Raw genomic sequence first — 18,992 nt, forward strand, 5'->3', positions numbered from 1 at the left:
CGGCTGACAAAGACTGATTGATCGTCGTATGCTTTTTCATGGGCTCGCCCTCGCTGTCGTTGGCTTCTATAAGAATGCCACCGTGGCGCATAGACGCCTCGGCTTGGGCGAGTCCATCTAATTACAGAATGAGATGTGAAACTCCCACATTTTCGAGGGTGGCGCAGGCTGGTGGATGAGCTCGCTCTAGGGAAGACGGTCAGCCTGACGTCGAGTCATGCCGTAATCAGCATTGGGAAACAGCTGATTGGTCATCTCGATGATTTTGCTTTGTGCATCAATGAACTTGCCCATACGGGCGCCGCCTGAGGTTGAGTCATACAGCGCCTGTCCGACCCTTCGGCCGTTCTCGAACACCTGAATATCGGCAAAGCTCATATACAGCGCCATGTCCCAGCTCCATGTGCCAATGTAAGTGGTCGATAGCGCGCAATTGGCGGGCGGACTACCTGGCGGCAACTCGCGGGTCTGAAAGCCTTTGCTGCGCAGTTGAGCTGTGTAGGTGGTGTTGAAACCCTCGCGCAGGCCTGCGGCGGGAATCATGCAGATTTCGGGCGAGTGAATAGTTGAGGAGGGAACGGGGGTGACGGTTTGCGTGATGCTGCAGCCGGTGAGGGCGCCGCATACCAGTAAGCAAGCGAGAGTTGTTACCTGGTGCATAGCGACCTCCATGTCATAAGTAGTGGCTGGATGATAGCAGTGAAGTTCCAGCATGGATCACTATCTACTGAGACGCAGCTGATCCAATGTGGGAGCTGTCGAGCTTTAGCGAGGCTGCGATGGCGGCGGCCCGGTCAACAATATTCATTGCCTGACCCACCGCCATCGCGGCCTCGCTAAAGCTCGACGGCTCCTACAGGGAATGTCATTGCCTGTTGGGTTTGCGCGTTTTCATCAGGCCGCCGGGCACTCACGGTTCAGCGCTTCACCCACGAACATGTTGCTGGATGTTGAACCATCATCCTGAGCGGTTTCTTTGGGTTAGCCTTGTTTTCCTACTGACAACAAGGATTGGTCATGCAACGAAAGGTCATTAATCCCACGACGGTATTCAACTCCCTGCAATACGGTTTCAGCCAGGTCATGGAAGTGCCAGAGGGGCGGCGGATCATGTTGTCCGGGCAGGTGGGCGTGGATGCTCAAGAGCGCACGGTGGGCCCAGGCATTGCGGAGCAGACGGCCACGGCGTTGGACAATGTCGAAAAGGTGCTGGCCGCGGTGGGCGGTGATCTGTCTCATGTGATCATGCTGCGGCTGTATATCGTCGAATCTGCCCGGGATCAGCAGGAGCCGATTGCCGAGGCGCTGCGCCAGCGCTTCGCGCACAACCCGCCGCCGTCTTCGTGGATTATCGTCAGTGGGTTGTCGTTGCCTGAGTGGTTGATCGAGGTTGAGGCGGAGGCGGTGGTTCCGTTCAGTTAGGGCTTTTGCAGGCGCGAGCTTGCTTGCGAAAAAACCATAGCCGCCGCATGTATTCAGGATGCACGCGTTATCGTTGACGTTTTTCGCGAGCAAGCTCGCTCCTACAGCCATTCAATACCGAATCATCACCGATTTAAGCTCGGTGTAATCCTCAATAAACGCACCACCAAACTCCCGCCCTAACCCCGAAGACCGGCTGCCCCCAAACGGCACTGCCGGGTCGAGCAAGGTATGCATGTTCACCCACAGCGTGCCCGCCTTGATCGCCGGGATCATGCGCAGGGCCTTGCCCAGGTCATTGGTCCACAGGCTGGCGCTCAAGCCGAAGGGGCCGTGGTTCATCATGGCGAGCAGTTCGTCTTCATCGTCGTAGGGCAGGAAGGTGGCGATGGGGCCGAAGGTTTCTTCGTTGAGCAGGGTGTCGTGCAGGTGGTTGGCCAGGATCACGGTGGGTTCGACGTAGCAGCCGGGACGGTCGATGAGGTGGCCGCCGTGGATGATGGTGTTGTTTTCGGCGCGGGCCTGGTTGAAGTAGCCGAGCAGTTTTTGTTGGTGTTGCTGGTGGGTTACCGGGCCGAATTCGGTGTGTTCATCCAGGGGCGAGCCGATGGTCAGGCGGCTGAGACGCGCCTTGAGTTTTTCCAGCACGGCGTCGATTTGCGAGCGGTGTACGAAGAAACGTTCGGCCGCTGCGCAGATTTGCCCCGAGTGCAGGAAGCCCGCTTCGATAATGCCATCCACCGCTTTGTCTACATCCATGTCGCGCAGGAAGCCGGCGGCGTTCTTGCCACCCAGTTCCAGGGTCGCGCGGGTCAGCCCGGCGCCCATGGCACTGCGGCCCACCGCAATACCGGTGGGCACTGAGCCGGTGAAGGACACCTTGTGCGTGCCGGGGTGTTCCACCAGCCCCTTGCCGACTTGGCCGCCGCCGGTCAGCACATTGAGCACCCCCGCCGGCAATCCGGCGTCGATGGCCAGTTCGGCGATGCGCAGCAGGGTCAGCGGCGTGAATTCGCTGGGCTTGATGATGATGCTGCAGCCGGTCACCAGCGCCGAGGCCAGCTTCCAGATGGCGATCATGGTCGAGAAATTCCACGGCACAATGCCCACCACCACGCCCACCGGTTCGCGCAAGGTGAAGGCGGTGTAGCGCTCGCCATTGAACGAAGGCAGCGACGGCGTGAGGGTCTGGCCGCTGAGCTTGGTGGCCCAGCCTGCGTAGTAGCGCAGGAAGTGCGCGGCCTGGTCGACCTCAAAGGCGCGGGAGATCTGGATGATCTTGCCCGACTGGCAGGTTTCGATCTGCGCCAGTTCTTCGCGATGGTGTTCCAGCAGGTCGGCCAGTTTCAGCAGCACGTTGCCGCGGATGGCGGGCGCAGCCTGGGACCACAGCTGAAAACCACGGTTGGCAGAAGCGACCGCAGCGTCGATATCCGCCAGGTCAGCATCGGCCACTTCGGCGATCACCTGGCCGTTGGCAGGGTTGATTACGTTCAGGGTTTGATCGGCGTGGCTGTGCACGCTGACACCGTCGATAAACAGCCCATGGCGGCGACGCAAAAAGGCTTCCACTTGTGGCAGCAACGGGATATCGCTCATGGCAGGTTCCTGGCAGTTCACAAAGAAAACCCGAGGTTAACCAACGCACTGATAAGCGGCTTGACTGTGCCTGCCAGCTTTTATGCCTGTGCCTGCCGTGCTTGTGAAAAGTACAAGCTTGCCTGCCGAACGTGCATTTCCCGCCTGCACGACCCGTTTGATACTGGCCCTGCATCCCGCGCCGTTCCACGATTCGGAGCGCCTGCCGGACTTCCAATAATAAGCAGGGCCGTCCATGAAAAAGCCAAACCCGCTCCTCGAAGACCTCAAGCCTCTTCTGCCTGCCATTGCCGCGAACGCCAGCCGTGCCGAACAGCTGCGCCAGGTGCCGGATGAAAATATCGCGCTGCTCAAAAGCATCGGCCTGCACCGCGCCTTCCAGCCCAAGGCATTCGGTGGCCTGGAACTGTCGCTGCCCGAATTCGCCGACTGCATCGCCTTGCTCGCCTGCAGTTGCGCCAGCACTGCCTGGGCCATGAGTTTGTTGTGTACCCATAGCCATCAACTGGCGTTGTTCTCGGCGCAGTTGCAGGAGGAGATCTGGGGCGCCAACCCGGATGCCACGGCCAGCAGCAGTATTGCGCCGTTCGGCCGGGTGACCGAGGGCGAGGGCGGCGTGTACTTCAGTGGTGAGATGGGCTGGAGCAGCGGTTGTGATCATGGCGAGTGGGCGATTGTCGGCTGCCGTCGCCAGAATGCCGAAGGTACCCAGGATTACTGTTTTGCCGTGCTGCCGCGCAGTGACTATCAGATCCGCGATGACTGGTTCGCGGCCGGCATGAAAGGCAGCGGCACCAAGACCCTGATCATCGACAACGCCTGGGTGCCTGAGCACCGGATCCAGAAGGCCAAGGACATGATGGAAGGCAAGTCCGCAGGCTTTGGTTTGTATCCTGACAGCCAGATTTTCTACGCGCCGTACCGGCCGTATTTCGCCAGTGGTTTTTCCACCGTCAGCCTCGGCGTGGCCGAGCGCATGCTGGAGGTGTTCCGCGAAAAAACCAAAAACCGTGTGCGCGCCTATACCGGTGCCGCCGTCGGCGCAGCGACCCCGGCGCTGATGCGCCTGGCCGAGTCCACCCACCAGGTGGCCGCTGCTCGGGCGTTTTTGGAGAAGACCTGGCAAGACCACGCCGAACACAGCGCCGCCCACCGCTACCCAGCGCGAGAAACCCTGGCGTTCTGGCGCACCAACCAGGCCTACGCCACCAAGATGTGCATCGAAGCGGTAGACCGGCTGTTCGCCGCTGCCGGTGGCAATGCCTGGTTCGAACACAACGAAATGCAGCGCCTGTTCCGCGATGCCCACATGACGGGCGCGCATGCCTACACCGACTATGACGTGTGCGCGCAGATCCTTGGCCGTGAGCTGATGGGCCTGGAGCCCGACCCGAGCATGGTGTAGCTGCGTGTTCCCTACAACAATCAGGGCGGCCCATAGAGGCCACCCGGGAGTCTTGCATGTCCGACGTATTTGACCCACGAGCCTTTCGTCGCGCCTTGGGCAATTTTGCCACTGGCGTGACCGTGGTCACCGCCGCCACCGCCTCCGGGCGCAAGGTGGGCGTGACGGCTAACAGTTTCAACTCGGTATCCCTCGACCCGCCGCTGGTGCTGTGGAGCATTGACAAGCGCTCCAACAGCCATGCCGTGTTCGAGGAGGCCAGCCACTTTGCCGTGAATGTCTTGGCGGCGGACCAGGTGCACCTGTCGAACAATTTTGCCCGCCCCCGTGAAGACCGCTTCGCCCTGATCGAGTACGAGCCGGGGGAGGGTGGCTCGCCGGTATTCGCCGATTGCTCGGCGCGTTTTCACTGCGAGAAATACCAGCAGGTGGACGGCGGCGACCATTGGATCATGATCGGCAAGGTGGTGGCCTTTGATGACTTTGGCCGTGCGCCGCTGCTCTATCATCAGGGCGCCTATGCCGAGGTCCGGGCGCTGCCTCCCTGCGCGCCCGAAGCGGTTTAGAACGGCACGGCGACCACCAGTTGGCTGTAGACATTGGTGCCGTTGCCGCCGACCTGATTGCCACCGGTATCGGCCGATTTATCGGGTTTGTACAGGCCCAGCAGCGGCGTGATGATCAGGTGCTCGTTGACGGCCCATTCGGCATACAGGTCCAGTTCGCGGCCATCCAGGTTCAATTGGCCGCGGGTACTGACGGTGTTGTAGTCGAAGAACAGCGCCCCCAGGGTGACGTTCTCCAGTGGTTTGACCTTGAGCGCCACGTGCTGCACGGCAGTGTTGCTATTGAACGGGCCGGAATAGTTGCCTGCCACTTCGCCCTGCACCCAGGTGCCGTAGCCACGGTTGAAGCCTGAGAACAGGCCGTCCCAGTTCTTCGAATAACGGGCGTAGCGGTAGGTCAGGTCCGGTGACCACGGCAGGTTGGCGAAGGTGTAGCCGGCTTCGGCGTAACCGGCATTTTCCTGGCCGTCGCGGCGGCTTTGGCGCGCCAGTTCGAAGGCGAAGTGCACGTTGTCGATACCGGCATTGCCGGCGCCGCGCAGGCTGTAGAGGTTCATGCCTTTGCGCTGGCGCTGCAGGTCGGTGGCGAAGCGCTCGTCCACATCGATACCGTGAACGTAAGTCAGCCCCAGGGTCCCCGGCGCGGCGCTGTACTCCAGGGTGCCGGCGGCCATTTCGGTGAGGGCCTGGGCACGGTTGTCGGACTTGATCCACATCAGGCTGCCATGCACACCGTCCTTGCCGCCCAGGCGAATCACCGCCGTCTTATCGAAGGCATGGCGTGCGGCGATGTAGTAGGCGCCGCCGCGATTGAACTCGCCGTCGCCGACGCCATTGCCCAGGTTGGGGCCGTCGTCGTTAAGGATAAAACCGTCGCCGAGCATGATGATCTGGCGACCGAACGACAGGTCCAGGCCGTCCTTGCCCAGCGCCGGTAACAACTCGCCAGACCGCCAGCCGGCGAAGGCTTCGTCAAACTTGGTGGTGCGCTCGGTGCCGTTGGTCAACCCGGCCGCATCGCCGTCGCCCCAGGTACCGGAACTCACCAGGTTGGCGGTGCCATACACACCGCCCAGGTTGCCCAGGCGCTGTTCGACGCTCAGGCCGTACTTGATGAACGCCTCACGCCAAGTGGCGCCGCCGCGGCGCCCATCGTAGTTCTTCGGGCTGTTGAACATACCGTACACGGCGAGGAAGTTGCCGGTGACCTGGGTGTCGGCGTCCGCATACAACTCGATGGCCTGCGCCTGGCCCACCAACAGTGCCACGCCCAGGCCGACCGTCTGGCGCAGGCAGCGGTTTTTCAGTGTGTGCTCCATTGTTATTGCCCCCATCTTGGTTAAGAGTGAGGGCGCATTAGGGCGAGCGGTGTGAGGCCAAGTCTTTTCCCTGCGTGCCAGGCAATTGACTCTGGCCGCCAGGCAGCAGGCCTTGGCAGGCAGCAACAAAACCGGCGGCAGACAGGGGCAAGACGATCAACGGGAGTGGGGCGCAGAGTGCCGACACATTAAAAAAACCGCTTCGAGGACCCCTCCATGTCGATCAACGACCGACTCACCGCACACCTCAACCGGGGCACGGTAGGTTTTCCCACTGCGTTGGCCAGCACCATCGGCCTGATCATGGCCAGCCCGGTGATTCTCACCGCCACGATGGGTTTTGGCATCGGTGGCAGCGCGTTTGCCCTGGCGATGCTGATCGCCGTGGTGATGATGCTGGCCCAGGCGACAACCTTTGCCGAGGCCGCCTCGATGTTGCCCACCACCGGTTCGGTGTACGACTACATCAACTGCGGCATGGGCCGGTTCTTTGCGATCACCGGGACCTTGTCGGCCTACCTGATCGTGCATGTGTTCGCCGGCACCGCCGAAACCATCCTCGCCGGCGTCATGGCCCTGGTGAACTTCGAACACCTCAACACCCTGGCAGAGTCGGCCGGCGGCTCGTGGTTGCTGGGCGTCGGTTTCGTGCTGGTGTTCGGCGTGCTGAACGCCTTTGGCGTCAGCGCGTTTGGCCGAGCGGAGATCATCCTGACCTTCGGCATGTGGACCACCCTGATGGTGTTCGGCGTAATGGGCCTGATCGCCGCGCCGGCGGTGCAGTTGGATGGCTGGTTCGGTGAGTCGCTGGTGGGCACCGACCTGGTCACCGTGCTGTCGCTGGTGGGTATGGCGATGTTCATGTTCGTGGGTTGCGAGTTCGTCACCCCGCTGGCGCCGGACCTGCGCCAATCGGCCAAGGTGATGCCACGGGCGATGATGCTCGGGCTGATGGGCGTGGCGACGTGCATGTTCATCTATGGCGCGGCGATGAAGCGCCAGGTGGAAAACGTCGTGCTCGACGCCGCGTCCGGCGTGCACCTGCTGGACACACCCATGGCCATCCCCCGATTTGCCGAACAGGTGATGGGGCAGATCGGCCCGTTGTGGCTGGGTATCGGCTTTCTGTTCGCTGGCGCTGCGACCATCAATACCCTGATGGCCGGCGTGCCGCGCATCCTCTACGGCATGGCGGTGGATGGCGCCTTGCCCAAGGTGTTCACCTACCTGCACCCGCGTTTCAAGACGCCGCTGTTGTGCATCCTGGTGGCCATGTTGATTCCGTGCCTGCATGCGCTGTACCTGGGCGGCAACACCGACAACATCATGCACCTGGTGCTGGCGGCGGTGTGCGCGTGGAGTTTCGCTTACCTGTTGGTGACGCTGTCGGTGGTGATCCTGCGCGTTCGCCGTCCGGACTTGCCTCGGGCCTATCGTTCGCCGTGGTTCCCGCTGCCGCAGATCGTCTCCAGCATCGGCATCCTGCTGGGCATGTGGTTTATCACTCCGCCAGGCATGAACCCGGCTGACATTTATGTGCCGTTTGGCGTGATGCTCGGCGTGACGGCCACCTATGCGCTGTTCTGGACCCTGGTGGTGCAGAAGGTCAACCCCTTCAAGCCCGCCTGCGTGGAAGAGGTGTTGGCCAAGGAATTCAATCACGAACCGGGGCACGCCCATGAGGGTTATAGCGACCTTGCGGCAAAAACTGTTTGAGCTGTTTCGTGCTGACCGCGCACCCAGCGGGTATCGGCCGGGGGTGACCCTGGCCCACCTGCGGCGTGACCTGGGCCTGGCAAGCCTTGAAGTGGGCGGTGTGGCCTTTGAGATTGTCGAGCGCACCGAGTCGCAGTTGTTGATGCACCTGGTGCTGACCGAATGTGTCCTGCGCGTTCCTGCTGCAGCGGGTGGCGCTTGCAGCTTCGAGGTGCACCATGGCGGCGCGATCCGGCGCAGCGGTATTCATGTGCGGCGCCGCGCTGGCAACCAGGCACTGGGCCGTGAGTTGCAGGCGCGTTTGCAGGCTGACAGCGCGTTGTTCCAGGCGTTGATGCCGCTGGATTTCAAGCGCCTGCGCATCGAGCTGCAAGACCAGCAATGGTGCGTGCGCCTGGAGCATATGGGCGGCAGCGAGGTGGTCAACCGCATGCCGGCGTTCCGGCGCTACATTGCGTTGAGCCCCGAGCAACGCGGGTATCTCTTGGCCGTACTGGCCGGGTTGCGGCGGGTATTGTCGGACCTCTGATTGGCACCATTAGTGCTTCTGCAAAGGGCAAACAGGTTGTTGTTGCGTGCATATAGATAACATGTTAACTATTGCACCAGAACAACAAGAATAACGCCACTGCGGAGACACCCCATGAGCATCCCACAGCATGCACCCGACGGGCTCGACAGCTGGAACCGCGAACTGCGCGACGCGTGCGGCCACTTCGATACCGAGCTGGCTTTCAACCGTTCGCTGTTTATCGGCGAGATCCATAACCTGCCGCGTGGCCTGGCCATCCTGCGCACCAATGCCGGGCTGATCAAGCGCTCGACGCACCACGCCGACCATGACAACGACCAGGAATGTTTCCTGGTCAGCCAACGCAGCGGCTATTCGCAAATCACCCAGAACGACCAGACGGTGCAACTGGCCCCCGGCGAAATGCTGTTGATGGATTCGGTGGGCTCCATCGAAATCACGCCCTTTGGTTTGATCGAACATGCTTCGCTGTCTTTGTCGCGTACCGAAGTGTGCAAGCATCTGGGCGGTCAGACGCGGGCGTTCGGCAAGATATCCTCGACCAAAGCCTGCGGGCGCATGTTGCATGTGTTGATGGACCAACTGTGCAAGGACGACACTGACGACGATGCCACGCAAGTGGACGCACTGCAGGCGGCCTTTGTGTCGCTGCTGGGCTCGGCGCTGGAGCAGGGCGATGAGTGCCGCGAGGGCGTTGCTGCGTTGCAGGGCAATAATCTGCGCAGCTACGTGCAAAAGGTTATTGATGAGTCGCTGGGCCAGCCTGGCCTGAGCCCGATTGGCTTGGCCAACCGCCTGAATATCTCGGTACGGCACCTGTACCGCTTGTTCGAGGAACAGGACGACAGCGTCTGCCGCTACATCCAGCGCGCACGGCTCAAGCGCAGTGCAGACGACTTGACCAACCCCTTCCTGCGCAGTGAGTCGATCACCTCGATTGCCTACAAATGGGGCTTTACCGACTCGGCGCATTTCAGCCGCTCGTTCAAGAAGCAGTTCGAGGTATCGCCCAAGGATTTTCGTTCCAGCCGGTTGCAGGCGGTGGGGGCATAAACAGGTCCTTCAGTCTGCATAAGATCAAATGTGGGAGCTGGCTTGCCTGCGATGGCGGTGTAGCAGTTACAGATTAGTTGACTGACTCACCGCCATCGCAGGCAAGCCAGCTCCCACAGGGGATTGCGCTTAGCTGACTGGCATTGTGACAAGCCTTACATTCAGTTCCGGTTTCAGATTTCGGGCAGCGTCGCGCCGCCGTCCACCACCAGCGTCTGCCCGGTGATATAGCCCGCCAGGTCAGAGGCCAGAAACACCATCGCCCCGGCAATATCCGCCGCCGCGCCCAGGCGCCCCAGCGGCACACGGCGGGCGATGCTGTCGTTCACGGCCGCATCGCCCAGGTTATCCATCGCCGGGGTGGCGATCATGCCGGGCTCCACGCCGTTGACCCGCACATTCAACGGCGCCAGCTCCAGCGCTGCATTGCGGATAAACCCATTCACCCCGGCCTTGGACGCCGCATAGTGGCTCAGCCCCGGATAACCGACCCGGTTGCCGGTGACCGAAGACGTCACCAGCACGCAGCCCCGGCCTTGTTCGCGAAACATCGGCAACGCCGCCTGGGTCAGCCAGAACAGCGCCGACAGGTTCACCGCCAGGGTGCGCTCCAGGATCGTGGGGGTAATGTCGGCAAATGCGGTCAGCGGAAAGTACCCGGCGTTGTGCACCAGCACATCCAGTTGCGCCAAGCCTTGGACGCAAGCGAACACCGCTTCGGCATTCGCCAGGTCAACGCCAACGGCTTCAACGTGATGCCCTTGCGCGCACAACTCGGCAGCCGCGGCTTCAGCCTGTTCAACCCTACGGTCGGCAATCACCACCCGCGCACCGCGTTGGGCAAAGGCCTGGACGATGCCCAGGCCAATGCCCTGGGCGCCGCCGGTGACCAGCACGACCTGGCCGCTGAAATCCAGGTCATTCGTCATGGGCAGGCTCCAGGCGCGTGAACGCCAGCGTCGGCACGTCGACGATGCTGGAGCCACCGTCCGCCACCAACGTGGCGCCGGTAATGATCGAGGCGTCGTCGCTGGCCAGGAAGCGGCACACCTTGGCGATCTCGTCGGCACGGGCGGCACGCCGCAGCGGTACATCGGCACACACACGCGCATAGGCCTGCTGCAAGGTCTCGGCGTACGCCTCCATCAACGGCTGCATCTCCGCGTCGGCCATCGGCGTGTGCACCCAGCCTGGGCACACCGCGTTCACCCGCACGCCGTGGGGCCCGTAGTCGCGGGCCAGCGAACGATTGAGCCCGAGCAACGCATGTTTGGCGGTGGTGTAGCCACACACCTCGGGGCCTGCCGCCAATGAAGCGATGGAGCCAATTAGCACGATGTTCCCGGCGCTTTCCTGCAACAGCGGCAGGCAGGCGCGGGCGCTGTAAAACGCACTGTCGAGGTTGCTGCGCAGCGCGCCTTCCCAGGTGGCCGGGCTGGTCTGGGTCGCACTGCCCAGCCCGTGGCCACCGGCACAGGCCAGCAGCACATCGAGGCGCCCGAAGTGGCTGCGGATTTGTTGGATGAAGCCGTCCCAGGTGTCCGGGCAGGCGGCATCGCCCACCAGGATCAGCCCGCCGGTGTCCTGCGCCACCTGTTCCAGTGGCTCACGACGCCGACCGATCAGCACCAGATGCGCGCCTTCCTGTGCGTACAAGCGTGCGCAGGCAGCGCCGATGCCGGTGCCGGCCCCGGTGATCACCACCGTGCGCGGCTCAGTCACGGGGATACTCCGTGCGGTTGAGCACCTGACAATAGGAACTGATCGGGAAGTTCGACAGCGCGTCGAAGGACGCCCCGGCATAGCCGAAGATCTTGCCGTCGCTGCGGTGCTGTTGCAGGTCGATCAGCACCAGGCCGAGGGTCGGCACAATCTTCTCCTGCCAGACGAACAGGTACAGCTGTTCGGCGATCTTGTAGTAATGGCAGCGGTCGGTGTCGCACAAGCCTTTTTCCACGCCCTCAAGGCATTGCCAGGCGTAGAACCGAGGGTTGAGGTAGATGTGTTCGTAGACCTCGCTGGGGCTGTAGCGGTAGTGGTTGCGCAGGCCGACCAACTCGTCGGTGGGGGCGTGCAGGCAGTGGCCTTCCTGCCACGGCCGGTCGAGGCTGCCATGGAGGAAGTCAACCTGTACCGAGGTCAACGGTTTGCCGGCCAGGGCGCGGTGGTAAAGGCCTTCGTGGGTCTCCGCCGGTTCTGGCATACGGCCAATCACCGCGGTAAAGGAGGCCGTTGGCGTGTCCAGCACCAGGCTGATCGACCAGCTTTGCCCCGCCTCGTGCTTGATAAAGTCCACCAGGTACAGGCCCGGGCGAATCGAGCTGGCGCGGTAGGCGGCGCTGCCGCTGGAGTGGCCATCGGCGGCGTGCCAGGCCAGGCGCTCCTGTTCGAAGCGGTGTTCGATCTGCCAGCCATTGGCAAAGTACAGGGTGAAGGTCTGGCCGGCCAGGTCGGCCAGGTTCGGCAGGATGAACGCCTCGGGTGCAAAACCGTCGGCGAGGGCGCCCACGGTGATCCAGTCAGATGAATTCGACATGGCAACGCCTCCCTTACACGACGGCGAAGTAGTGTTTGACGAAACTCTCGCTGACCACTTCCCACAGCACCGGCGTGCCCTTGGTCACGAACCAGCTGTCACCGACCTTGTAGCGGGTGGATTGGCCGGTGGACTCGTCGGTCAGCACCACTTCGCCGGTGACCACCGTGGCTTGCTCGGCGAAAGGGTAGACCATGCGGAACTTGCCCTGGGTCGTGCCGAAGTACGCACTGCTGACCGCATCGGTGGGCGCGCCAAAGGTCATCTTGCCGAAAGCGCGCACGTCGCCTTCAAGGATTTGCGAGCCGAGGTCGGCCACGGTACCCCAGGCGTCGAGTTCCGACAGCTGGACGTTGTGTTTGAGGGGGGTGAGTGTCATGGCAGATGCTCCGATAAGTACGAGATTTTTGTAGGAGCGAGCTTGCTCGCGAAAAACTCACAGGCGCCGCGTTCATTCAGGAAGCACGCGTTATCGTTGAAGTTTTTCGCGGGCAAGCCCGCTCCTACAGGGGTTAGCGGCGACCGTTCCAGTAGCCGGAAAGTTGGTGCCAGGATTTGCCCGCCGTCAGCAGCAGCGGGCGAATCGTGTCCTTGCCGATGATGGTGGGGCGGTGGATCGAGCTGACAAGGTCATAGCGCGCCGAGCCTTCGCTCATGCCTTCGGCCAGCACCTTGCAGATGATGTGGCTGGGGGTGACGCCGAAGCCGGAATAGCCCTGCACGAAAAACGCGTTGCTGCGCCCCGGCAAGGTGCCCACCTGCGGGAACAGGTTCGGGCTGCATGCCATCGGGCCGCCCCAGGCCAGGTCGATTTTCACGTCCTTGAGGTAGGGGAAAATCTTCAGCATCAGGTGACGGTTCCAGGCTTTCAGGTCGCCGGGAATGTGCTCCACCAAAGGCGTGGCGGCGCCGAACAACAGGCGGTTCTCGTTGGTGACGCGGTAGTAGTCGATCACTGGGCGGATGTCGCTGTAGGCCCCACGGATCGGGCTGATGCGCTGGATCAACTCCTCGGACAACGGCTCGGTCATCATCTGGAACGCGTAGGTGTTGATGGTCGAGCGGTGCAGTTCTGGCTCCAGCTTGTTGAGGAAGCTGTCACAGGCCCACAGCAACTTGCTGGCGCGTACCGAACCGCGCCCGGTGCGCACGGTGATGCGCTCGCCGTAGCTGACGTCCAGGGCCGGGCTGTTCTCGAAGATCTTCACGCCATGGCTGGCCAGTGCGGTGGCTTCGCCCAGCAGCAGGTTCAGCGAGTGCACATGCCCGCCGCCCATGTGCAACAGGGCGCTGGTGTAGGCGGTGGAGCCGATGATCTGCTGCACGTCGGAGCCGCCGAGAAAGCGGATTTCGTGCTGGCTGTTGATCGACTTGAAGTCCTTCTCCCAGGCGCGCAGGGTTTTTTCCTGGCGGGCGTTGAAGCCCATATAGCCGTAGCCGTGGCGAAAGTCCGCGTCGATGTTGTACTTGGCGATGCGGTTCTTGATGATGTCGGCGCCCAGGTCGCTGATCTCGAACACTTGGCGCAGGCCGTCTTCGCCCACGTCCTTCTTGATCTTCTCCAGGTCATGGCCGATGCCTGCCATGATCTGCCCACCGTTGCGGCCCGTGCCGCCAAAGCCCAGGTAGCGCGCTTCAAGCACCACAATGTTGGTGATGCCTTTTTCCGCCAGCTCAAGGGCCGTGTTGATCCCGGAAAAGCCGCCGCCGATGACCACAACGTCTGCCTCGATATCCTGTTCCAGGGTGGGGAAGCTGAGGTTGTATTTCTTGGTGGCGGTGTAGTACGTGGGGGTTTCGATGTTGATCATGGCGCAGCCTGAAAAAGTGAAGGAAGGCGCTAAAGCGGATGCCTCCATTAGGGCCCCTGGCGGGCGGGAAGTCTTGATCCTGCGTGCCCGGGTTTTTGATTCAGCGCGCCACGGGCGAGGGCACCTACAAGTTATAGCGCGCTCGCCGGCCGGGAATGTTAGAGTTTCGTTAAACTATTAACTAAATACTTCGTGACCCTGAGCCCTATGTCCACACCTCGACAATCCCTGACCCTGGCCTTGCTGCAAGCGCGCGAGGCCGCCATGAGTTTTTTCCGTCCTTCCCTGAATGAGCACGGCCTGACCGAACAGCAATGGCGCATCATCCGCATCCTTGAACAGCACGGTGAGTTGGAGATCTACCAACTGGCGGAGCTGGCCTGCATCCTAAAGCCGAGCATGACCGGCGTGCTGGTGCGCATGGAAGCGGCCGGCATGGTGCACCGGCGCAAGGCCGAACAAGACCAGCGCCGGGTGCTGATTACCCTGGCGGACAAGGGCAAGGCGAGTTTCGAGTCCATGAGCCAGTGCATGGAGGCCAACTACCAGCGCTTGCAGGATCAGTTTGGCGAAGAGAAATTCCAGACCTTGTTGGGGTTGCTGGATGACTTGAAGAACATCAAGCGCTGAACTAATGACTGAACCACCACCGGTCAACTGTGGGAGCTGGCTTGCCTGCGTTAGCGGTGCGTCAGCGACAAATAAGCCAGCTGACCCAGCGCTATCGCAGGCAAGCCAGCTCCCACATTGGATCTCAGTAGACACCACCGGTATTGGCAGCCATCGGTAAGTCTTTGAACTTCCCGGCCAGGCTTTGCAGCCCCCGCATCAACACCGTGGTATCCACCCCCACCGCCACGAACGTCGCCCCCAACGCGATATAGCGCCGTGCGAGATTTTCATCGGCGCTGAGAATCCCGGCCGCCTTACCCGCCTTGACGATACGCACGATGGCGTCCTCAATTGCCGCCTGTACCTGCGGATGCCCCGGGTTACCGCGATGCCCCATGGACGCGCTCAAATCTGCCGGGCCGATAAACACCCCGTCCACGCCTTCGACAGCGGCGATGGCGTCCAGATTGGCCAGACCCTCGGCATTCTCAATCTGCACCAGCAGGCACATCTGCGCATCGGCCTGGTCGAGGTAATCGGCGATGCTGTTCCAGCGCGAGGCGCGGGCCAGGGCGCTGCCGACCCCGCGAATACCCTGGGGCGGGTAGCGCAGGGCGCGCACCAGTTCCCGGGCCTGGGCGGCGCTTTCGACCATGGGCACCAGTAGCGTCTGGGCGCCGATATCCAGCAGTTGTTTGATCAGCGCCGTGTCGCCGATCACCGGGCGAATCAACGCCTGGCTGGGGTAGGGCGCGATGGCCTGTAATTGCGCGAGCATGTCCCCCAGCTGGTTGGGCGCATGTTCGCCGTCGATCAGCAGCCAGTCGAAACCGGCGTTGGCGGCCAGTTCCGCGCAGTAGGCGTTGGCAAGGCCGAGCCACAGGCCGATCTGTACCTCGCGGTTGTGCAGGCGTTGCTTGAAGCGGTTGACAGGCATGTCCATGAAAGCACTCCTGGGTTCAGACGAAGCGGCAGGCAATCGAGCCGAGCAGGTCGTAGTCGACGTGGAAGGTATCGCCAGGGCGGGCTGCCACGGGGCGGGTAAACGAGCCGCCGAGAATCACCTGGCCGGGCAGCAGGGTGACGTCATAGGGCGCCAGCTTGTTGGCCAGCCACGCCACGCCTTTGGCCGGGTGGTTGAGCACCGCCGCCGACACCCCGGACTCTTCGATCACGCCGTTGCGATACAGCACCGCCGGCACCTTGCGCAGGTCGATCTCGGTGGGGCGCACGGCGCGGCCGCCGAGCACCACACCGGCGTTGGCGGCGTTGTCGGAGATGGTGTCGAACACCTTGCGGGTGGCGTTGGTATGCGGGTCGACCTGCTGGATGCGGGCGTCGATGATTTCCAGCGCCGGGATCACCCATTCGGTGGCGTCGAGCACGTCGAACACCGTGCAGTTGGGGCCCTTGAGCGGCTTGCCGAGGATGAAAGCCAGTTCCACCTCCACCCGTGGCACGATGAAACGCTCGAAGGGAATGTCGCTGCCTTCGTCGAAAAACATGTCGTCGAGCAGAGCGCCGTAATCGGGTTCGGTGATATTCGACGACACCTGCATGGCCCGTGACGTCAGGCCGATCTTGTGGCCCTTGAGCGTGCGCCCGTGCTTGATCTTCTGCGCGACCCATTCACGCTGGATGGCGTAGGCGTCCTCGATCGTCATATCGGGGTAGTCGAGGGAAAACTGGCGCACCTGTTCGCGGCTGCGTTCGGCGCGGTCCAGGTGGGCGGCAGCTGCGAGGATTTGCTGGGAGTCGAGCATGGCAACGGTCTCTAGTGTGGGTTGACGATGGCGGCCTGGGTGCGCAGCACCAGCAAGCCACCGAGGGCGATAAACAGGGCGAGTACGTACAGGGCCAGGCTGGCGCTCTGGGTGGCGTCGCGCATCCAGCCGATCAGGTACGGCGCGAGGAACGCGGCGATGCTGCCGAACGAGCTGATCATGGCGATGCCCGCCGCCTGGGTGGTGTGGGAGAGAAACGCCGGTGGCAGTTGCCAGAACATCGGCAGCGCGGCACTGGCGCCCATGCCGGCGACCACCAGCCCGCCCATCACCAGCAGCGCATTGCCGGGCGCCAGGCCCGCGACGGCGATACCGAGTGCCGCCATCAGCAACGGCACGCACAGGTGCCAGCGGCGTTCGCGGTGGCGGTCGGACGAGCGCCCGCAGCCGAGCATGAAGAAGCAGCCGGCCAGGTACGGCACGGCGCTGAGCAAGCCGACCTGGCTGTCACGGCCGATGCCGGCGCCGTGGATCAGGGTGGGCATCCAGAACGCCAGGGTGTTGACCGCCAGCATCACCGCAAAGTACACGGCCACCAGCAGCCACACCTGCGGGTCACGCAGGATGCCGCCGAACGAGGTGATGGTCTTGCGCTGTTCCTCGTTGCTCAATTGGGTGCGCAGTTGCTGCTTTTGCTCGGCAGTCAGCCAGTGCACCGACTCGAAACTGTCCGGCAGCCACTTGAGTACCACCAGCCCCAGCAGCACCACGGGGGCGCCTTCGATCAGGAACATCCACTGCCAGCCGCGCAGGCTGCCGACGTCGTGGAAGTTCTCCAGGATCGCCCCGGAAATCGGCCCGCCCAGCACTCCGGCCATGGGCACCGCAATGGCAAACAAGGCAGTGACCTGGGCGCGACGGCGTGCCGGGTACCAACGGTTGAGGAATACCAGGATCCCCGGGAAAAACCCGGCCTCGGCCACACCCAGCAGAAAGCGCAGCACGTAGAACCCGCGCGCGCTCTCCACCCACAACATGCCGGTGGAGAGCAGACCCCACCCCACCATCAGGCAGGCGATCCAGCGCCGTGGCCCGACGCGGTCCAGGGCAATGTTGCTGGGCACGCCGAACAGTGCGTAGGCGATGAAGAACAGGCCGGCGCCGAAGCCATACACGGTGTCGCTGAAGTGCAGGTCGCTGCTCATCTGCATCTTGGCAAAACCGATGTTGATACGGTCCAGATGGGCGAACAGGTAACACACCAGCAACAATGGCATCAGGCGCCAGGTCACCAAACGATGGGTACGGTCGTGCTCGGCAAGCCGCAGGCTTGCAGTGGAATGGGCTGTGCTCATGATGTTGTTCTTTTTGTTGTAGGTGTGAGGGGCCGTTTCAGTTCGCCGGGTTGTTCAGAAACGCATGCACATTGTTCTGCTTGAAGTTGAGCTGTGGATGCAGCTCGATCATCTCGAACGACAGCGCCAACAACCGTTGCGCCTGCAGCTCGGCGAAGTGTGCGGTGATCACCGCGAACACCGCTTGGGCGACTGCTTCGCGCGTCGCCAGGTCGCGGCCATGGCCGACCTTGAGGGTCATGTGCACAAAGGCATAGTCGTGCTTGCCATCGGCCATGCGCCAGGTGTCCAGGCGCACGCCGCGACTGCGAATGCCGCCCAATGGAAACACACCGCTGTCACCCAGCACGCGGTGGACTTTTTCAAACAGGCCGGGCAAATCGGCCTGCTGTTCGAGGTTGTCGGTGTACTCAGCGATAAAGTGCGGCATGGGGCTCTCCCAGGGTTAAAGCGGGAAAATCGCGTTGATCTGGCCGGTGCCCGAACTGCCGAACGGCGGCGTGATGATCTCGGCCGGCTTGGCATAATCCGGCCCACCCAGCAGGCCCAGGAGCATGGCGGTGTCGTGCATCTTGCCTTCGCCAAAACAATGTTCGGCGTAGTCGGGCAACATGGAGCAGAACTCTTTGAAGCGACCTTGCTTCCACATTTCCACGACATGCAGGTCCACCTGCTTGTCGAATTCGCGGGTCCAGTTGTGGATATTCGCCTCAGCCTGGCGGTCGTCCGAGAACCGATGGGACAGCGAGCCGGACGCCAGCACCAGCACCTTGCGGTCGCTCTTTTCGATCGCCCGGCGCACGGCGGCGCCGAAGGCGAAGCTGTCTTCCAGGCGATGCCAGGCGCACCAGGCAGCGATGGAAATGACCTTGAATTTTTGTGCGTCGGGCACGCCCATATGCATGTACCGCATGGGCACCAGGGTGCCGTATTCAAGTTCCAGGCTCGGGATGTTGTGGGCCATGCTGCGCACGCCAGCCAGGTTGGCTTCGGCGGCGATCAGCTCACCCAGTTCAGGACAGCCGGGGTAGGCGTAGTCCATGTTCTTGATGAAGTGCGGCAGTTCGTTGCTGGTGTAGGTGCCCTGGAACTGCTCGCCGCAATTGACGTGGTAGCCGCTGTTGACCAGCCAGTGCACGTCGAACACCACCGCAGTGTCGGCCCCCAGTTCGCGGGCACGCCGGCCGATCTCCTTGTGCCCGGCAATCGCCGCTTCGCGACAGCCGTGATGTTTGCCGGGCAGTTCCGACAGGTACATCGACGGTACGTGGCAGATCTTCGCTGCCAGAACCACTTCGCCCATGATGACTCTCCTGAATAATTATTCTTGTATGGCCTGTGA

19 protein-coding genes and 1 pseudogene are annotated in these 18,992 nt (G+C 62.4%); 7 read left to right on the forward strand and 13 right to left on the reverse strand.

Annotation, left to right across the window (positions count from 1 at the left end; genetic code table 11):
- Window positions 1-186: 186 nt before the first annotated feature.
- Window positions 187-660, reverse strand: coding sequence for an Sbal_3080 family lipoprotein (locus tag GIV35_RS23670; protein WP_198716056.1), 474 nt, complete (start codon window positions 658-660; stop codon window positions 187-189).
- 357 nt (window positions 661-1,017) lie between these two features.
- On the opposite strand from GIV35_RS23670, the gene GIV35_RS23675 reads away from it, so the two are divergent.
- Window positions 1,018-1,422: a RidA family protein gene (locus GIV35_RS23675; protein ID WP_236265872.1), complete on the forward strand. Its 405-nt coding sequence runs from the start codon at window positions 1,018-1,020 to the stop codon at window positions 1,420-1,422.
- A 111-nt stretch (window positions 1,423-1,533) separates the two neighbouring features.
- Here the strand turns inward: GIV35_RS23675 and GIV35_RS23680 are convergent, their stop codons facing one another.
- Window positions 1,534-3,021, reverse strand: coding sequence for an aldehyde dehydrogenase family protein (locus GIV35_RS23680; RefSeq protein ID WP_236304293.1), 1,488 nt, complete (start codon window positions 3,019-3,021; stop codon window positions 1,534-1,536).
- A 235-nt stretch (window positions 3,022-3,256) separates the two neighbouring features.
- On the opposite strand from GIV35_RS23680, the gene GIV35_RS23685 reads away from it, so the two are divergent.
- The gene (locus GIV35_RS23685) at window positions 3,257-4,426 is read left to right on the forward strand and encodes a p-hydroxyphenylacetate 3-hydroxylase oxygenase component (protein WP_236304294.1); all 1,170 of its coding nucleotides are present in this window, start codon (window positions 3,257-3,259) and stop codon (window positions 4,424-4,426) included.
- Between the two features lie 56 nt (window positions 4,427-4,482).
- Window positions 4,483-4,956: pseudogene (locus GIV35_RS23690) on the forward strand (flavin reductase family protein); the annotation flags it as partial.
- A 32-nt stretch (window positions 4,957-4,988) separates the two neighbouring features.
- Here the strand turns inward: GIV35_RS23690 and GIV35_RS23695 are convergent.
- Window positions 4,989-6,311, reverse strand: a complete 1,323-nt coding sequence (locus tag GIV35_RS23695) for an alginate export family protein (RefSeq protein WP_236265794.1) — start codon at window positions 6,309-6,311, stop codon at window positions 4,989-4,991.
- A 216-nt stretch (window positions 6,312-6,527) separates the two neighbouring features.
- Between GIV35_RS23695 and GIV35_RS23700 the strand changes: the two genes are divergently transcribed.
- The 3 genes from GIV35_RS23700 to feaR all read left to right on the forward strand — a co-directional run bounded on the left by GIV35_RS23700 (window position 6,528) and on the right by feaR (window position 9,612).
- Window positions 6,528-8,027 carry an APC family permease gene (locus GIV35_RS23700; protein WP_236265793.1) on the forward strand — a complete coding sequence of 500 codons (1,500 nt, stop codon included), beginning with the start codon at window positions 6,528-6,530 and terminating at the stop codon, window positions 8,025-8,027.
- A complete protein-coding gene (locus GIV35_RS23705) occupies window positions 7,990-8,556 on the forward strand; it encodes a DUF3156 family protein (RefSeq protein WP_202692075.1) in 567 nt (188 codons plus the stop codon). The genes GIV35_RS23700 and GIV35_RS23705 overlap by 38 nt, the downstream gene beginning before the upstream one ends.
- 114 nt (window positions 8,557-8,670) lie before the next feature.
- Window positions 8,671-9,612 (forward strand): transcriptional regulator FeaR, encoded by a 942-nt coding sequence (gene feaR, locus GIV35_RS23710; protein WP_236265792.1) that lies wholly within the window; start codon window positions 8,671-8,673, stop codon window positions 9,610-9,612.
- A 173-nt stretch (window positions 9,613-9,785) separates the two neighbouring features.
- On the opposite strand, the gene GIV35_RS23715 is transcribed toward feaR, so the two are convergent.
- The 5 genes from GIV35_RS23715 to GIV35_RS23735 form a co-directional block, all read right to left on the reverse strand.
- Window positions 9,786-10,541, reverse strand: coding sequence for an SDR family oxidoreductase (locus tag GIV35_RS23715; RefSeq protein WP_223023970.1), 756 nt, complete (start codon window positions 10,539-10,541; stop codon window positions 9,786-9,788).
- Window positions 10,531-11,334, reverse strand: coding sequence for an SDR family NAD(P)-dependent oxidoreductase (locus GIV35_RS23720; protein WP_105227279.1), 804 nt, complete (start codon window positions 11,332-11,334; stop codon window positions 10,531-10,533). The genes GIV35_RS23715 and GIV35_RS23720 overlap by 11 nt, the downstream gene beginning before the upstream one ends.
- Complete coding sequence (locus GIV35_RS23725) at window positions 11,327-12,148, reverse strand: molybdenum cofactor biosynthesis F family protein (protein WP_236265788.1); 822 nt, start codon at window positions 12,146-12,148, stop codon at window positions 11,327-11,329. Before GIV35_RS23725 ends, GIV35_RS23720 begins: the two co-directional genes overlap by 8 nt.
- A 13-nt stretch (window positions 12,149-12,161) precedes the next feature.
- Complete coding sequence (locus tag GIV35_RS23730) at window positions 12,162-12,527, reverse strand: cupin domain-containing protein (protein WP_105227277.1); 366 nt, start codon at window positions 12,525-12,527, stop codon at window positions 12,162-12,164.
- A 133-nt stretch (window positions 12,528-12,660) separates the two neighbouring features.
- The gene (locus GIV35_RS23735) at window positions 12,661-13,959 is read right to left on the reverse strand and encodes an NAD(P)/FAD-dependent oxidoreductase (RefSeq protein WP_236265787.1); all 1,299 of its coding nucleotides are present in this window, start codon (window positions 13,957-13,959) and stop codon (window positions 12,661-12,663) included.
- Window positions 13,960-14,166: 207 nt separating this feature from the next.
- Between GIV35_RS23735 and hpaR the strand changes: the two genes are divergently transcribed.
- Window positions 14,167-14,589 (forward strand): homoprotocatechuate degradation operon regulator HpaR, encoded by a 423-nt coding sequence (gene hpaR, locus GIV35_RS23740; RefSeq protein WP_014719078.1) that lies wholly within the window; start codon window positions 14,167-14,169, stop codon window positions 14,587-14,589.
- Between the two features lie 124 nt (window positions 14,590-14,713).
- On the opposite strand, the gene hpaI is transcribed toward hpaR, so the two are convergent.
- Genes hpaI through hpaD form a run of 5 tightly spaced genes read right to left on the reverse strand, consistent with a single transcriptional unit; the run spans window position 14,714 to window position 18,953 of the window.
- Entirely contained in the window at window positions 14,714-15,514 is an 801-nt protein-coding gene (gene hpaI / locus GIV35_RS23745; protein ID WP_105227275.1) for a 4-hydroxy-2-oxoheptanedioate aldolase, read from the reverse strand.
- 16 nt (window positions 15,515-15,530) lie between these two features.
- Window positions 15,531-16,334: a 2-oxo-hept-4-ene-1,7-dioate hydratase gene (gene hpaH, locus GIV35_RS23750; RefSeq protein WP_105227274.1), complete on the reverse strand. Its 804-nt coding sequence runs from the start codon at window positions 16,332-16,334 to the stop codon at window positions 15,531-15,533.
- Window positions 16,335-16,345: 11 nt separating this feature from the next.
- Window positions 16,346-17,650 (reverse strand): MFS transporter, encoded by a 1,305-nt coding sequence (locus GIV35_RS23755; protein WP_236265484.1) that lies wholly within the window; start codon window positions 17,648-17,650, stop codon window positions 16,346-16,348.
- Window positions 17,651-17,687: 37 nt separating this feature from the next.
- A complete protein-coding gene (locus tag GIV35_RS23760) occupies window positions 17,688-18,080 on the reverse strand; it encodes a 5-carboxymethyl-2-hydroxymuconate Delta-isomerase (protein WP_105227272.1) in 393 nt (130 codons plus the stop codon).
- Window positions 18,081-18,095: 15 nt separating this feature from the next.
- Complete coding sequence (hpaD, locus tag GIV35_RS23765; protein WP_105227271.1) at window positions 18,096-18,953, reverse strand: 3,4-dihydroxyphenylacetate 2,3-dioxygenase; 858 nt, start codon at window positions 18,951-18,953, stop codon at window positions 18,096-18,098.
- Between the last annotated feature and the right edge of the window lie 39 nt (window positions 18,954-18,992).

The organism is Pseudomonas sp. PA-1-6B (assembly GCF_021609545.1).
Lineage (GTDB): Bacteria > Pseudomonadota > Gammaproteobacteria > Pseudomonadales > Pseudomonadaceae > Aquipseudomonas > Aquipseudomonas fluorescens_BV.

Excerpts from the sequence above, each read along its gene's own strand:
- GIV35_RS23670 (WP_198716056.1), bottom strand. The coding sequence starts at position 660 with ATGCACCAGGTAACAACTCTCGCTTGCTTACTGGTATGCGGCGCCCTC.
- GIV35_RS23675 (WP_236265872.1), top strand. The coding sequence starts at position 1,018 with ATGCAACGAAAGGTCATTAATCCCACGACGGTATTCAACTCCCTGCAA.
- GIV35_RS23680 (WP_236304293.1), bottom strand. The coding sequence starts at position 3,021 with ATGAGCGATATCCCGTTGCTGCCACAAGTGGAAGCCTTTTTGCGTCGC.
- GIV35_RS23685 (WP_236304294.1), top strand. The coding sequence starts at position 3,257 with ATGAAAAAGCCAAACCCGCTCCTCGAAGACCTCAAGCCTCTTCTGCCT.
- GIV35_RS23695 (WP_236265794.1), bottom strand. The coding sequence starts at position 6,311 with ATGGAGCACACACTGAAAAACCGCTGCCTGCGCCAGACGGTCGGCCTG.
- GIV35_RS23700 (WP_236265793.1), top strand. The coding sequence starts at position 6,528 with ATGTCGATCAACGACCGACTCACCGCACACCTCAACCGGGGCACGGTA.
- GIV35_RS23705 (WP_202692075.1), top strand. The coding sequence starts at position 7,990 with ATGAGGGTTATAGCGACCTTGCGGCAAAAACTGTTTGAGCTGTTTCGT.
- feaR (WP_236265792.1), top strand. The coding sequence starts at position 8,671 with ATGAGCATCCCACAGCATGCACCCGACGGGCTCGACAGCTGGAACCGC.
- GIV35_RS23715 (WP_223023970.1), bottom strand. The coding sequence starts at position 10,541 with ATGACGAATGACCTGGATTTCAGCGGCCAGGTCGTGCTGGTCACCGGC.
- GIV35_RS23725 (WP_236265788.1), bottom strand. The coding sequence starts at position 12,148 with ATGTCGAATTCATCTGACTGGATCACCGTGGGCGCCCTCGCCGACGGT.
- GIV35_RS23730 (WP_105227277.1), bottom strand. The coding sequence starts at position 12,527 with ATGACACTCACCCCCCTCAAACACAACGTCCAGCTGTCGGAACTCGAC.
- GIV35_RS23735 (WP_236265787.1), bottom strand. The coding sequence starts at position 13,959 with ATGATCAACATCGAAACCCCCACGTACTACACCGCCACCAAGAAATAC.
- hpaR (WP_014719078.1), top strand. The coding sequence starts at position 14,167 with ATGTCCACACCTCGACAATCCCTGACCCTGGCCTTGCTGCAAGCGCGC.
- hpaI (WP_105227275.1), bottom strand. The coding sequence starts at position 15,514 with ATGGACATGCCTGTCAACCGCTTCAAGCAACGCCTGCACAACCGCGAG.
- hpaH (WP_105227274.1), bottom strand. The coding sequence starts at position 16,334 with ATGCTCGACTCCCAGCAAATCCTCGCAGCTGCCGCCCACCTGGACCGC.
- GIV35_RS23755 (WP_236265484.1), bottom strand. The coding sequence starts at position 17,650 with ATGAGCACAGCCCATTCCACTGCAAGCCTGCGGCTTGCCGAGCACGAC.
- GIV35_RS23760 (WP_105227272.1), bottom strand. The coding sequence starts at position 18,080 with ATGCCGCACTTTATCGCTGAGTACACCGACAACCTCGAACAGCAGGCC.
- hpaD (WP_105227271.1), bottom strand. The coding sequence starts at position 18,953 with ATGGGCGAAGTGGTTCTGGCAGCGAAGATCTGCCACGTACCGTCGATG.